General features: G+C 75.3%; 14 protein-coding genes. 7 read left to right on the top strand and 7 right to left on the bottom strand.

The annotated features are described in order from the left end of the window. Window positions 1-9: 9 nt before the first annotated feature. The 5 genes from allB to E8D37_RS10785 all read right to left on the bottom strand — a co-directional run bounded on the left by allB (window position 10) and on the right by E8D37_RS10785 (window position 4966). Window positions 10-1344, bottom strand: coding sequence for an allantoinase AllB (gene allB, locus E8D37_RS10805; RefSeq protein ID WP_136569784.1), 1335 nt, complete (start codon window positions 1342-1344; stop codon window positions 10-12). 23 nt (window positions 1345-1367) lie between these two features. Next, on the bottom strand, window positions 1368-1688 hold the full coding sequence (uraH, locus tag E8D37_RS10800; protein ID WP_136569783.1) for a hydroxyisourate hydrolase: 321 nt from the start codon (window positions 1686-1688) through the stop codon (window positions 1368-1370). Window positions 1689-1693: 5 nt separating this feature from the next. Continuing rightward, window positions 1694-2200, bottom strand: a complete 507-nt coding sequence (gene uraD / locus E8D37_RS10795; protein WP_136569782.1) for a 2-oxo-4-hydroxy-4-carboxy-5-ureidoimidazoline decarboxylase — start codon at window positions 2198-2200, stop codon at window positions 1694-1696. 163 nt (window positions 2201-2363) lie between these two features. Then, a complete protein-coding gene (locus E8D37_RS10790; protein WP_136569781.1) occupies window positions 2364-3893 on the bottom strand; it encodes an amidase in 1530 nt (509 codons plus the stop codon). After that, window positions 3890-4966 (bottom strand): acetamidase/formamidase family protein, encoded by a 1077-nt coding sequence (locus E8D37_RS10785; RefSeq protein ID WP_136569780.1) that lies wholly within the window; start codon window positions 4964-4966, stop codon window positions 3890-3892. Before E8D37_RS10785 ends, E8D37_RS10790 begins: the two co-directional genes overlap by 4 nt. Before the next feature lie 107 nt (window positions 4967-5073). Here E8D37_RS10785 and E8D37_RS10780 point away from each other — a divergent pair, with 107 nt between their 5' ends. Next, complete coding sequence (locus E8D37_RS10780) at window positions 5074-5907, top strand: thioesterase family protein (RefSeq protein WP_240770348.1); 834 nt, start codon at window positions 5074-5076, stop codon at window positions 5905-5907. Between the two features lie 40 nt (window positions 5908-5947). Here the strand turns inward: E8D37_RS10780 and E8D37_RS10775 are convergent, their stop codons facing one another. Next, window positions 5948-6853 carry a hypothetical protein gene (locus tag E8D37_RS10775; protein WP_136569779.1) on the bottom strand — a complete coding sequence of 302 codons (906 nt, stop codon included), beginning with the start codon at window positions 6851-6853 and terminating at the stop codon, window positions 5948-5950. Between the two features lie 259 nt (window positions 6854-7112). Between E8D37_RS10775 and E8D37_RS10770 the strand changes: the two genes are divergently transcribed. The 5 genes from E8D37_RS10770 to E8D37_RS10750 are packed head-to-tail and all read left to right on the top strand — an operon-like array spanning window position 7113 to window position 12245. Then, entirely contained in the window at window positions 7113-7934 is an 822-nt protein-coding gene (locus E8D37_RS10770) for a (deoxy)nucleoside triphosphate pyrophosphohydrolase (protein WP_168929717.1), read from the top strand. An 11-nt stretch (window positions 7935-7945) separates the two neighbouring features. Further along, window positions 7946-8905: an N-acetyl-1-D-myo-inositol-2-amino-2-deoxy-alpha-D-glucopyranoside deacetylase gene (mshB, locus tag E8D37_RS10765; RefSeq protein WP_136569778.1), complete on the top strand. Its 960-nt coding sequence runs from the start codon at window positions 7946-7948 to the stop codon at window positions 8903-8905. Between the two features lie 2 nt (window positions 8906-8907). Continuing rightward, complete coding sequence (locus E8D37_RS10760) at window positions 8908-9336, top strand: hypothetical protein (protein ID WP_136569777.1); 429 nt, start codon at window positions 8908-8910, stop codon at window positions 9334-9336. Between the two features lie 9 nt (window positions 9337-9345). Continuing rightward, window positions 9346-11271, top strand: a complete 1926-nt coding sequence (locus E8D37_RS10755; protein WP_136569776.1) for a VanW family protein — start codon at window positions 9346-9348, stop codon at window positions 11269-11271. Further along, the gene (locus E8D37_RS10750; RefSeq protein WP_240770347.1) at window positions 11268-12245 is read left to right on the top strand and encodes a DUF389 domain-containing protein; all 978 of its coding nucleotides are present in this window, start codon (window positions 11268-11270) and stop codon (window positions 12243-12245) included. Before E8D37_RS10755 ends, E8D37_RS10750 begins: the two co-directional genes overlap by 4 nt. On the opposite strand, the gene E8D37_RS10745 is transcribed toward E8D37_RS10750, so the two are convergent. After that, window positions 12242-13243 carry a GNAT family N-acetyltransferase gene (locus E8D37_RS10745; protein WP_136569775.1) on the bottom strand — a complete coding sequence of 334 codons (1002 nt, stop codon included), beginning with the start codon at window positions 13241-13243 and terminating at the stop codon, window positions 12242-12244. The genes E8D37_RS10750 and E8D37_RS10745 overlap by 4 nt on opposite strands. 96 nt (window positions 13244-13339) lie before the next feature. Here E8D37_RS10745 and fdxA point away from each other — a divergent pair, with 96 nt between their 5' ends. Next, window positions 13340-13663 (top strand): ferredoxin, encoded by a 324-nt coding sequence (fdxA, locus tag E8D37_RS10740; protein WP_136569774.1) that lies wholly within the window; start codon window positions 13340-13342, stop codon window positions 13661-13663. Window positions 13664-13708 lie beyond the last annotated feature (45 nt).

Raw genomic sequence — 13708 nt, 5'->3', positions numbered from 1 at the left:
CGAGCCCGGTCACGGACGGACGAGCATCCGCCCCGCGGTGCCCGGGTCGGCCGGGTCGAGCACCCGCCCGGCGAGCACTGTGGCGGTGACGCTGCCCGGCAGCGTGAGCCCGTCGTAGGCCGAGATGGGGTTGCGGTGCGCCAGGCCCGCGGCGCTCACCGCGAGCGGGGTCGCCTCGTCGTAGACCGCCAGGTCGGCGTCCGCGCCCACGGCGATCCGGCCCTTGGCGCCCAGGCCCGCGAGGTCGGCGGTGTTGCGCGACATCCACGCCGAGACCTTCTCCAGCCCGATCCCGCGGCGCCGCGCCTCGGCGGCCACCGCGGTGAAGCCGACCTGGAGCCCGGCGATGCCGCCCCAGGCCAGCTGGAGGTCGCCGTCCCCGGCGAGCTTCACCTCGGCGGTCGCAGGGGAGTGGTCGGAGACGACGAGGTCGATGATCCCCTCGCCCAGCGCCTGCCAGAGCGCGTCGCGGTTGCCCTCGTCGCGGATGGGCGGGCAGCACTTGAACTGCGGGGAGGCGTCCGGGATGCCCTCGGCGGCGAAGGTGAGGTAGTGCGGGCAGGTCTCGACCGTCACCCGCAGGCCCTCGGCGCGGGCGTCGGCGAGCAGGTCGATCGCGCGGGCGCTGGAGAGGTGCAGGACGTGGACGCGGCCGCCGGTCTCGCGTGCGCCCTCGACCACCTGGCGGATGGCGGCGGTCTCGGCCTCGTCCGGCCGGGAGAGCAGGAAGTCGGAGTAGGCGCGGCTCGGCGGCGCCGGGGACGCCTCGAGGACGCCGGCGTCCTCGGCGTGGACGATCATCAGCCCGTCGAACGAGGCGATCTCGGCCAGCGCCTTCGTGAACTGCGCCGGGTCCAGCGGCGGGAACTCGTCGACGCCCGAGGGCGCGAGGAAGCACTTGAAGCCGAAGACGCCCGCCTCCCACAGCGGCAGGAGGTCGGGGACGTTGCCCGGCACCGCGCCGCCCCAGAAGCCGACGTCCATCGCGAGCTTGCCCGCCGCCGCGGCCTGCTTGGCGCGCAGGTGCTCGACGGTCGTCGTGGGCGGGATCGAGTTGAGCGGCATGTCGACCAGCGTGGTGACGCCGCCGAGCGCCGCGGCCCGGGTGGCGGTGGCGAAGCCCTCCCACTCGGTGCGGCCGGGCTCGTTGACGTGGACGTGGGTGTCGACCACGCCCGGCAGCACGACCGCGGTGTCGGCCACGTGCAGCACCTCGGCGTCGCCGGGCAGGGCGTGGTCCAGCGGCTCCACGCCGGTGATCGTGCCGCCGGCGAGCAGCAGCGTGGCGGGGCGGACGCCCTCGGGCGTGAGGACGCGGCGGGCGCGGACGGCGTCGGGGGTCATCGGTCTCTCCTGGTCCGCCGGGCTCAGCTGCCGCGGTAGGTCGTGTAGGCGAACGGGCTCAGCAGCAGCGCCACGTGGAAGTGCGGCTGGGCGTCGGTGACCTCGAAGGCCAGCGCGACGTGGGGGAAGAACGTGTCGCGGTCCTGGGCGGCGAACCACGCGCCGGTGGCGAAGCGCAGCTCGTGGACGCCGAGGCCGACCGGGTCGGCGAAGCGGAACCGGCCGTCGTCGTCGGTGGTGGCGGTGGCGACCTCGGCGCCGTCGGGGCCGGTCAGGGTGACGGCCAGGCCGGGGGCCGGGCGGCCCAGGGCGGCGTCCAGGACGTGGGTGGAGAGGGTGGGCACGCGCGTCACCCTTCCACGTCGTCGGTCACCAGGGCGGCCAGCCGCAGGACGGCGATCTCCCCGAGCTGCTGCTTGACCACGGCGCGCTCGGTGGCGTCGTCGTGGCCCAGGCGCTCCTCGAGCAGCGCCAGCATCTCCTCGGCGCTGCGGCCGGCGGCGCGGACGAGGTAGATGCGGTCGAAGCGCTCCTCGTAACGCCTGTTCCCGTCGGCGAGCCGGGCCGCGGTCTCGTCGTCCTGGCTGACGCCGGCCTGCTCGCTGCGGCTCATCGCGGCGCTCGCGCCTGAGCCGGCGTGGCGCTCGCCGATGCGCGGGTGGTCGGCCAGCGCGGCCTCGACCTCGGCGTCGCTCCAGGACGCCGCCTGCGCCCGTGCCGCCGTGAGCAGGGCGTGGAGGTCCGGCCAGGGCCGCCCGGCGGCGAGCGCCTCGGCCCAGGAGTCGATCTTCACGCAGGGGGCCAGCAGCGCGCGGGCGTCGTCGTCGCTCAGGGCGTTGAGGTCGTGCAGGAGCAACGGGCACCACGTTCTGCTCGGGGGTCCAGGTCTGCCCCGGCGTGGGGAGCGCGCCGGGAGTCGTGACCCTACGGTCCCGGCGTTACGGCGTCCGAAACACCTGTTTCACCCGCGTTACGGTCGTGCGGGCCGTCCCCGGCCCCGTCGCCGGTTCCGGCGGGGCTCAGTCGGAGAGCGACTCCGCGAGCTCCAGCAGCTGGCGGTCGCGGCCGGGCGCGGCGACCAGGCAGACCCCGCAGGGCGTGCCCGAGCGCGTCGTGAGCGGCAGCGAGACGGCGGGCAGCCCGCCGATCCCGGCCACGCAGGTGAGCCGCATCGTGGCGTCCCGGACGGCCTGGAGCCCGGCGCCGGGCCGGGGCGCCGTGGAGGACGACGACGGCAGCACGAGGATGCGCTCGCCGACCAGGTCCCGGATGCGGCCGCGGGCCTCCTGGACCGTGTCGTAGGCGGCGTCCGCGCTCGCCTTCGTGATCGCCGCGGCGTTCTCGAACCGGCCGCGGACGTCGGGGCCGAGAGTGTCCATCCGCTCGGCCAGCCAGTGGCCGTGGACGCCCCACGCCTCCCAGCCCTGCCAGGTCTGGAACGCCCGCAGCCACGCGCCGAGCTGCCCCAGCGGCCAGCCCTCGCGGACCACGAGGCCGACGTCGCTCAGCCAGCCCTCGATCGCGGCCCGGACGTCCGGGTCGGCGAGGTTGAGCAGGCCCGGGACGACGACGAGCTCGGTGGAGCCGGTGGCGGTGTCCTGGGGGAGCAGCACCTCGCCGACGCGGCGCAGGAGGCCGGCGTCCCGCGTCATCCAGCCGACGGTGTCGAAGCTCGGCGCCAGCGGCAGCAGGCCGCGCACCGAGACGGCGCCGTGGGAGGTGCGGATGCCCGCGAGGCCCTGGTAGGACGACGGGACGCGGATCGAGCCGCCCGTGTCGGTGCCCAGGCCGATGGTGGCCTGGCCGAGCGCGACGGCGGTGGCGGAGCCGGAGCTGGAGCCGCCCGGCACGCGTCGCGGGGCGCGCGGGTTCGGCGGGGTGCCGTAGTGGTGGTTGGTGCCGGCGAGGGAGTAGGCGAACTCGTCCGTGCGCGTGATGCCCTTGAGGGCGGCGCCGGCCTCCACCAGCCGCTCGACCGCCTCGGCGTCGCGGCGCTCGACGGCCGCGGCGGACTCCCAGGCGGGGTTGCCGGCGCCGACGACCTGGCCGGCCACGGCGTAGAGGTCCTTGACGGCGACGGTCTCTCCGGCCAGCGGGCCGCCGGCGCGGCTGCCCGGCACCAGGGGGTCGCCGACGACCCGCCAGGTGCGGGTGTCCAGGGCGGGGGCGGGGACCGAGACGTGGGCGGCGGTCACCTTCCAGCCGTCGGGCGTGAGGGCCCAGAGCTGGGTCTGCTGGCCGCGTCCGCCCCGGGCCAGCTCGGTGACGGCGACGACGAGCGCGTGGTGGGAGTCGGTGACCTGGACGTGGGTCTGCACGATCCGGCGCTGCGGCGCGCCCCCGCGACCGGAGCGGAACGCGCCGATCTGGTCGTGGCCGACGAGCAGGCCCTCGGCGTCCCCGCGCAGGGTGGCCTCGCCGGGGGCGAAGAGCCGGTCGAGGGCCTCGAGGTCGTTGCTCATGAGCGCCCGCTCGTAGGCCCAGAAGGCGTCGACGAGGCCGGGCGGGACGGGCAGGGGCGTGCCCGTGCCGACCCCGCTGCCGTTCATCGGGTCACCCCGGCGAAGTCGGCCTTGCGGATGGAGGCGTGGCAGCCCTTCACGAGGTCGACCACCTGGGAGATCTCGAAGTCGGTGGCCGCCGAGAGGTAGGCGTAGGCCAGGCTCGGGTCCATGCCGTAGCGGGCACCCAGCAGCGAGATGGCCTGCCGCACGCACGCCTGGAGGGCCAGGTCGAGGTCGGGGTCCATGCCGGTGGGGATGAGCAGGTCGGTGGTCTCGGCCAGCGGGCCGACCACCTCGCCGAACCGCGCGACGGCCTCCTCGGCCGGCACGACGTCGAGCCTCACGGTGAGCCGCAGGGACGCCTCGAGCGCCGTGAGGCTGACCTCGCCGTCGCCCTGCGCGAAGTGCGGGTCGCCCGCGTAGAACAGCGCGTCGGCGACCTGGACGGGCAGGTACAGCGTGGCGCCCGCCGTGAGGAGCTTGATGTCGATGTTGCCCCCGTGCGCGCCGGGCGGCACCGAGTGCGGCCGCTCGGGGCCGGTGACGGCGACGCCGAGGATGCCGGGGAAGGGGGCGAGCGGGAACCGGACGACCGGGTCGCCGCCCGGCACCAGCGGGAGCGCGGCGTGCTGCTCGTCGTCGGTGAGGTGGGCGAAGGCGCTGTAGACCTCGCCGCTCAGCGGGTACTCCCCGGGCAGGGCCCCGCGACCGTGCCGGTTGGAGATCACCCCGTAGGGCACGCGGGGGAGCGTCTCGACGACGGTGACGGCCAGCAGGTCGCCCGGCCGGGCGCCGGTGACGGCCACCGGGCGGCTCACCACGTGCGGGCCGTCGACCCCGAAGGTGCGGGGGTGGTCGGAGGCGGCGAGCGCGACCGCGTCGTCCAGGACGTCGAGGTCCTCGCCGCCGTGGGCGGTGAAGAAGGCGCGCGGGTCGCGGCCCTGGTCCTCGAGGATGCCCTCGTGGCTGATCGTGTCGAGGGTGACCTCGGTGCCCGGGTCGACCCGCAGCACGGGCTCGTCGGTCTCGCAGGGCAGGCGGCCCCACAGGACGTGGTCCGGCGTCGAGGGCAGGTACGTGCCCCGCGTCGGGCCCGTGCCCGGCTGCAGCGTCTCCATGGCCGCTCAGCCTACGGACACGCCCGGCCGGTGGGGCGGCTCCCTCGCCGCGTGCGGGGGCTGGACGTGCTGGTGAACCTCGCCACGAAGAAGTTACTGTCCAGTACGTGAGCCACGTCTTCGATGCCCAGACCGCCGTCACGCCGCTGGAGGGGACGGCCGCGGGCGCGGCGAGCGGCCGCTACTCGGCCTCCCTGACCGACGACTGGCGCGTGGGCGGCGGGGTCAACGGCGGGTTCCAGCTCGGGGTGGTCGGGGCCGCGCTGCGCGCCCACCTGCCGGCCCACCCCGACCCGGTGACGCTCACCGCCCACTACCTCTCCGCGGGGGAGGGCGGCCCGGCGGAGGTCGAGGTGGACGTCGAGCGGGCCGGTCGACTCGCCACGGTCAGCGCGCGGCTGACCCAGGGCGGGACGACCCGCATCGCCGCGATCGGCACCTACGGCGACCTCGCCGCGGCCGCCGCGGCGGCACCCGCGGAGCGACTCACCGCGGAGCCGCCGAGCCTGCCCGCGCCCGAGCGCTGCATCGGCCCCGAGCAGACCCCGCCCGAGGTGCTCGCGATGGCGCCGATGATGTCCCAGCTGGAGATGCGCTTCGACCCGGCCTGCGCCGGGTTCGCGGTCGGCGCCCCGTCCGGTCAGGGCAGGCTCTCGGCGTGGGTGCGGTTCGCGGACGGACGCGAGCCCGACGCCCTCTCGCTGCTCACCGCCCTCGACGTCCTGCCGCCCGTCACCTTCGACCTCGGGATGCCCGGCTGGGCGCCCACCCTCTCGCTCACCGCGCACGTGCGTCGGCGGCCGGCGCCGGGGTGGCTGCTGCTCACCCAGGCCACCCGCAACCTCGCCGGCGGGATGTTCGAGGAGGACTGCGAGGTGTGGGACTCCGCCGGTCACCTCGTCGCGCAGGCTCGGCAGCTGGCGCTGGTGCCGCGCGGCTGAGGCGGCCTGTCGGCGGGTCGGGTCTTGGGCTGGTGCGGGCTCAGCCGGCGACCCGCACCAGCCAGCGGCGGTGCGGGTGCTCGGTGACGCACCACAGCCGGCCCGCGGCGTCCCGGGTGAGGTCCTCCGGGCCCATGGGGAGCGCCCAGCGGCGGGGCCTCAGCGCCGAGGCCGGCGCCGTGCCCGCCGTGCCGACCCTGCCGACCCTGCCGAGCCACAGCGTCCCGGGGACCCAGGGGCCGTGGGAGGTGGAGACCGCGCAGGCGCCGTCCTCGGCCAGCGCGGCGCCCTGCATGCCGGCGGGGCCGGCGGTGAGCACGCGCGCGGGGCCGGTGGTCGCCCCGTCGTCCAGGACGACCCGCGCCAGGCGGCGGGAGTCGGCGCCCCGGGCGTACTCGCCGAGGACCACGCCGTCGGCGGTGGCCTCGAGGAACGAGACACGGAGGACGGAGCCGTCGGCGTCGGTGATGGGCCCCGAGGTGCGGCGGACCTGCCAGGTGAGATCGGGGCCGCTGTCAGCGTGAGGGCTGTCTGCGTGGAGGTCGTCGGCGTGGAGGTCGTCGGCGTGGAGGGAGGCGAAGCCGGCCTTCGTCCCGGCGACGTGGAGCCAGGGCCCGGTGACCGCGAGCCCGCCCGCGTGCAGCCCGAGCGGTGCGCCGTCGGCGTCCACGACGGTGACGTGGGCGTAGCGCCCCGCCGCGGGGTCGGCGACGCTCACCCGCACCCCGCCGCCCTTGCGGTACCAGGAGACGAGGACCCGCCCCGAGGGCAGCGCGGCGACGCCCTGCGGCCACCAGGCGGGGTCGCGTCGGTCGTCGGCCTCCCACGTCCACGCGGCCCGTACCGACAGGCCGGGCGCGAGGGTGCGGCGCAGACGGCGGGTGAGCGGGACGGCGGCCACGGCGGCGTCCAGGGTGATGCCCGGCGTGGCGGGGTCGGTGGTCATGGGACCGTCCTACCCCTTCCGGGCACTCGGCAGTCGGGCCCGGTCGGGCCCGTCTACCGAGCGGTCCTCTGGTGGGTCCCCGGACTCGGTAGTTGAGCCCGGCTGGGCCCGTCTACCGAGCGGGGCGTGGGTGGGTCGTGGCGCTCGGTAGTTGAGCCCGGCTGGGCCCGTCTACTGAGTGGACCTCTGGTGGGTCCCCGCACTCGGTAGTTGAGCCCGGCCGGGCCCCACTGCCGAGTGGGCCCCTACCGTTGTCCCCGTGACCGAGCAGACCCCCGCCCGCCTCGTGGTCGGGGCCGCGCTCGTCCGGGGCGCGCGGGTGCTGGCGGCGCGGCGCACGAGTCCGCCGGAGGCCGCCGGCCGCTGGGAGCTCCCGGGCGGCAAGGTGGAGCCGGGCGAGCCGCCCGCGGACGCGCTGGAGCGCGAGATCCGCGAGGAGCTGGGCTGCGACGTCGAGGTGGTCGGCTGGCTGACGGGGAGCTCGCGGGTCCGGGAGGCCACGGACGCCGGTCCGGCGCTCGACCTGCGCGCCGCGCTGGTGCGGCTGGTCGACGGCGAGCCCGAGCCGTCCGAGGAGCCCGGCGGCCACGACAGACTCGTCTGGCTGGCGGCCGAGGAGCTCGACGACGTCGACTGGCTCGAGCCCGACCGGCCCTTCCTCCCCGAGCTGCGCCACCATCTCGCCCGCGCCGCCGCCGACCTGCGCCGCGCCGTCCTCTTCGAGGAGGACGACGCCCTCGCGGTGCGCCGCCGGCTGTCCGAGGACGGCTTCGACGCCGTGCTGGTGCGCGAGCGCCTGGCCGGCGAGGACGACGACGAGGACCACCCCTGGGCCGTGCTCACCGACGCCCCCGCCTTCGTGGTCGAGCTCCTGCTCGACGAGCACGACGGCTGGCTCGACCAGGGCGGTCAGGAGACGGGCGGTCCGGCCGGCGGCCCGACCGGCGGCCCGGCCGGGGAACAGGCGGCCACGCGTCCGGGTTGGGCCCCTCAGGCGCCGCCCGAGCTCCCCACCGCCCCGCGCAGGATCAAGCGGCCCGACGCCCAGCAGGACCCCTCCGCGTACACCCACGATTCCTAGGATCGATCCGCATGACGGCAGACCTCTCCCAGCACCGCCTCCTCCTCGTCCACGCCCACCCGGACGACGAGACGATCGGCAACGGCGCCACCATGGCGCGCTACGTCGCCGAGGGCCGCCAGGTCACGATGGTCACCTGCACGGCCGGCGAGATGGGCGAGATCCTCGTGCCCGAGCTCGAGCACCTCGCCGCCGACCGCGAGGACAAGCTCGGCGAGCACCGCCGCGGCGAGATCGCCGACGCGATGGCCGCCCTGGGCGTGACCGACCACCGCTGGCTCGGCGGGTTCGGGCGCTTCCGCGACTCCGGCATGAAGTGGCACGCCGACGGCTACGCCATCCCGGCCGACGACATCCACGAGAACGCGTTCTGGCAGGCCGACCTCACCACGGCCGCTGACGAGCTCGTGCGGATCATCCGCGAGGTCCGCCCCCACGTCCTCGTCACCTACGACCAGTTCGGGGGCTACGGCCACCCCGACCACGTCCAGGCCCACCGCGTCGCCACCTACGGCGCCGCGCTGGCCGCGGTGCCCTCCTACAAGCCCGAGCTCGGCGCGGCCTGGGACATCCCCAAGCACTACTGGAACGCGATGAGCGAGTCCCGGATGCGCGAGGGCATGCGGCAGCTGCGCGACGCCGGCGAGGAGGTCGAGTTCTTCGGCGGCGACCCGGACGGCCCGCTGCCTCCGATCGTCGTCGCCGACGAGCACCTCGCGGCCGTGGTCGACGGCTCCGGGCACGTCGCGGCCAAGCTCGACGCGATGCGCGCCTACCCCACGCAGATCCAGGTGGACGGGCCGTTCTTCGCGCTCTCCAACAACCTGGGTGACCGCGTGTGGGCCGAGGAGTTCTACCGCCTCGCCAAGGGCAGCCGGGGCCCGGTCGGCGAGCACGGTCTCGAGACCGACCTGTTCGCCGGGCTGGACATCGAGGCGCTGGACGCCGCCCAGGGCTCGGCCCGGGCCTGACGGTGCCTGCCCTGCCAGGCTCGGCGAGGACGCTGCTGGGCGTCCTGTGCGTGCCCGCGCTGCTGCTCCTCGGCGGGCTGACGGGCGCCTGCGCCGTCCTGGTGCACCGCGAGTGGTGGATGTTCGGCCTCTCGACGGCCGCCCTCGTGCTCACCCAGCTCGCCCTGCCCCGAGGACTGTCCACCCGGTTCGTGCACACGGTCGGGTTCGTGCTCGTCGTGTGGCTGGGCAGTCGCCAGCAGGCCGACGGCGGCTTCCTGGTCAGCGCCGACGCCCACGGCCTGGCCCTCTACGGCCAGGCCCTGCTGGCGATCCTGCTGGCGGTGGCCACGCTGCCGTCCCCGTCGCGCGGGTCCCGCTCGGCGCCCGGGTCGGACGACTCGGCGCCCGGTGGAGTGGACGACGGGACCGCCGGGGCGTCCCTTACGTAAACTCCCCGCGTGACGAAGAGCCCTGACGCCGAGAACGGCGCCGAGCCCGCAGAGCCCACCGAGCCCACCGAGCCCGCAGAGCCCACCGAGGCCGCCGAGGCCGCCGAGGCCGCCGAGGCCGCCGAGGCCGCCGAGCCCGCCGAGGCGACGGAGTCCCTGGACCCGGTGGAGCCCACCGAGGCCGCTGAGCCCGCCGAACCAGGCGAGCCCGCCGACAAGGCCGGCAGCGGCCCCGGCTGGAAGGTCATGCTGCTGACGGTCGCGGGACTGGTGGTGCTGCTGGGCGGCGGGTACGCCGTCGCCGCCCTGGCGGCCGGCGACCGGCTGCCACGCGGCGCCAGCATCGAGGGCATCGACGTCGGCGGGCTGGTGCCCGACGCCGCGGTGGCCGCGCTGCAGTCCGGGATGTCCGACTCCGCGCAGGCGCCGATCGAGGTGACGGTCGGGGACACGACCGAGGTCTACGTCCCGGCCGAGCTCGGCCTCGGCATCGACTACGACGCCTCGGTCGCGCAGGCCGGCGGCGGACGCTCGTTCGACCCGCGCCGCGTCTGGGCCTGGTACACGGGCGGCTCGGACACCGACGCCGTCGTCACCCTGGACGAGGCCGACATGACCGCCACGCTGGCGGACCTCGCCGACGAGGTCGCCCAGCCGGCGGTCGACGGCGCCGTCCGCTTCCGGGACGGTCAGGCGGTCGCGGTGGCGGCCACGAACGGCCAGGGCCTGGACACCGCGGCCGCGGCCGACGCGCTCTCCGCCGCCTACCTCGCCGAGGACGCGGTGACCCTGCCCGTCACCGAGGTGGAGCCCGACATCACCGACGACGACGTCGCCGAGGCCATGGCCGGCTTCGCGGCCACGGCCACCTCCGCGCCGGTCACCCTCACCTTCGGCGGGAACCCGGTGGAGCTCTCCGTCGACGAGATCACCACGGCGGTGCGGATGGTCGCGGACGACGGCGAGCTCGTCGGGGCGGTGCGCCGCCCCGTCCTCGTGGCCCTCGTCGACGACGCGACGGGTGACGCCGACGAGCCGGTGGACGCGACCTTCCGACTGGACAAGAACGGCGACCCGCAGGTCGTCCCGGCCAAGCCGGGGGTCGAGTACCGCCCGCTGCACGTGCGCAACGCGTTCCTCGCCGCCGTCAGCAGCGACACCGACCGCACCGCCAAGGTGCGGGCCAAGGTGGCGCAGCCGGAGCTCACCACGGCCGACGCGAAGGCCCTGGGCGTGGTGGAGGAGGTCTCGACCTTCACCACCTACTGGCCGCACGCCGACTACCGCAACACCAACATCGGCCGCGCCGCGGAGCTCGTCGACGGCACGCTGCTGATGCCCGGCGAGACGTTCTCGATGAACGACACCGTGGGGGAGCGGACCGTGGAGAACGGGTTCACCGACGGCTTCATCATCTCCAACGGCGTCCTGGTGCAGGACCTCGGCGGCGGTGTCTCGCAGATGGCCACCACCCTGTTCAACGCGATGTTCTTCGCGGGCCTGGAGGACGTGGAGCACAAGCCGCACTCGTTCTACATCGACCGCTACCCGGTCGGCCGGGAGGCCACGGTGGCCTGGGGCTCGCTCGACCTGCGGTTCCGCAACGACACCAAGCACGGCGTGTGGATCCGGGCCTCGATCACGCCCAGCACGGTCTCCTCGTCCGGCTCGGTGACGGTGACGATGTACTCGACGAAGACGTGGGACATCACCACCTCGGAGTCCTCGCGCTACGACTACACCGCGCCCACGACCCGCACGCTCAACACCGCGAACTGCTACGCCTACACGGGCAACTCGGGCTTCACCATCGACGTCTACCGCTACTTCCGCCGGCCGGGCCAGGAGGAGCTCAAGCGCACCGAGACGTTCCACACCGTCTACACGCCGGAGGACTCCGTGGTCTGCGGCTCGGGTTCGGACGACGACGCGTGACGGTCCTGCTGCACCTGCGGGCCTGCGTCCCGCCCGACCTCACCGACGCGGTCGTCGAGGCCCTCGAGTGCCACGAGTGGGTCTCGGACCTCGTGGTGCTGCGCGGGGTGGTCCGGTCGCCGACCGGTGACCTTGTCGAGTGCGACCTGGCCCGGGAGAAGAGCAGCGAGGTCCTGGAGGAGCTCGACCGCCTGGGCGTGAACGACGAGGGCAGCATCCTGCTCCTCGAGCCGATCTCGACCCCGTCGCGTCGCGCCGAGCAGATGGAGGAGGCCGCGCCCGGCCACCCGGAGGACGCGGTGCTCTGGGACTCGGTGGAGTCAGCCGCCGAGTCGGGCGTCGTGCCGACCGTGAACTACCACGTCTTCCTGCTGCTGGCCGTGGTGCTGGCGGCCGTCGCGGTCGTCACCGACTCCGCGGTGCTGGTGGTCGGCGCCATGGTGGTGGGGCCGGAGTTCGCCGCCGTCGCCGCCGTCTGCGCCGCGGTCGTGCTGCGCCGCTGGCGGCTGGTGGCGCAGGGCCTGGAGCTGCTGGTCATCTCGTTCGCGGCCTCGGTGGTCCTCGTGACGGCGATGGCCCTGCTCGCCCGCTGGGCCGGCCTCCTCACGGTCGCGGACGTGACCCGCTCGCACCCGAACACGAACTTCATCTGGCACCCGGACGGTTGGTCGCTCGTCGTCGCGCTCGTGGCGGGCGCGGCCGGCGTGCTGGCGCTGGCCATCGAGAAGACGTCCACCATGGTCGGCGTCTTCATCAGCGTCACCACCGTCCCCGCCGCCGGCAATCTCGCGCTGAGCGCCGCGTTCTGGGAGACCTCCGAGATGCTCGGCTCGCTGGAGCAGCTCGGCACCAACCTCGCCGGCATGATCGTGGCCGGTACCGCCGTGCTCCTGGTGCAGCGGCGATGGTGGCCGCAGATCGTCGTGCTCAGCGAGCGCTGGTTCCGGCGGCTGCGGTACGCGGGCTCGCGCTAGCCCCGGGCTGGCCCAGCGGCGTCCGGCCGCCGCAGGTACCGCGTCCCGTGGTGGACCTCGAGGCCGCACCGCTCGTACAGCGCACGCGCGGGGTCGTTGTCGCTCTCGACGTGCAGCCACACGAACCGCGCGCCCCGCTCGGCCCCCCACTCCAGGAGGGCGTCCAGGACGTCGCCGCCCAGGCCCTGGCGGCGGTGCTCGACCCGGACCTTGAGGCCGTGCAGGCCCAGCCAGTCCTCCGCGAGCACGGCGCGGCCCTCGCCGAGCCGGCCCCCGGCGTCCGCGACGACCGCCTCGGCGCGGGCCACACCGCCCCGCCCCGGGCTCGGCTCGAGGAGGGCGGACGGCGTGAGCACGGCACGGTCGCCGCCGAGCCCGCGCCGCGCGCGGCGCACCTGGGAGAGGGACGCGGCCCGGAACTCGGCGTCCCCGCCCTCGACGACCTCCCAGCCGGCGGCGCGCAGGGCGTCCTCGACCTCCGAGCCCCGCTCGACCTGCACCAGCGCCGGTCGCTCGCGCTCGGCGTACCAGGCGGCGACACGGTCCGCCGCCTCGTCCAGGCCCACGCCCGGGGAGCCCATGGCCAGCGCCGAGTTGGCCCGCTTCAGCGGCCGCCCCACGGGGGCGGGGTCGCTGCGCAGGACCCACTCGCCGAGCGGCTCGGTCTCGACGTGCCCGAACATCGCCAGGCAGTGCCGCTCGGCCTCCCGCGCGCTCACCCGCGCCAGCACCGAGGCCCGCGGCGGGACGGGCTTGCCGGAGACGACGTCGGCGAGGGCGATGCGGACGTTGTCGCCGCCGGCGTCCGGCGCCACGAGCAGGCTGTCGGCGTCCCACGCCAGGCAGGTGCCGAGGAGGTCGGTGGTCGCCTCGGCGCCGCTCGGGCCGGTCTCGCCGCGGAGCCGACGGCGGACGACGACACGCTGGCCGACGACGTGCGGCCCCAGGTAGGGGGACGAGACAGGTGTCGAGGGGTGGTCTTCCGCGGGATCGGGCACGCCGGGATACTAGGGTGGCGTGGTTGGTGCCGACCGCTCGGTGAGAGGGTGGCCGACCCGTGCCGACCATGTCCCACCCCACTCAGGAGGAGTCCGGTGACCTACGTCATCTCCCAGCCGTGCGTCGACGTCAAGGACAAGGCGTGCGTGGACGAGTGCCCCGTCGACTGCATCTACGAGGGCAAGCGGATGCTCTACATCCACCCCGACGAGTGCGTCGACTGCGGTGCCTGTGAGCCCGTCTGCCCCGTCGAGGCGATCTTCTACGAGGACGACGTGCCGGCCGAGCACAAGGACTACTACGACGCCAACGTGACGTTCTTCGACGACCTGGGCTCCCCGGGCGGCGCCTCGAAGACCGGCGCGATCGACAAGGACGCCGCGCTCATCGAGGCGCTCCCCCCGCAGAACCAGGGCTGAGCCCGCATCTTCCACAGGAGCTCGTCCTGACCAGCACGTCCGCGA

The organism is Nocardioides sp. GY 10127 (assembly GCF_004919085.1).
Lineage (GTDB): Bacteria > Actinomycetota > Actinomycetes > Propionibacteriales > Nocardioidaceae > Nocardioides.
Note: the sequence above shows the minus strand (reverse complement) of the source record. Positions and strands in the feature narration are given on the sequence as shown.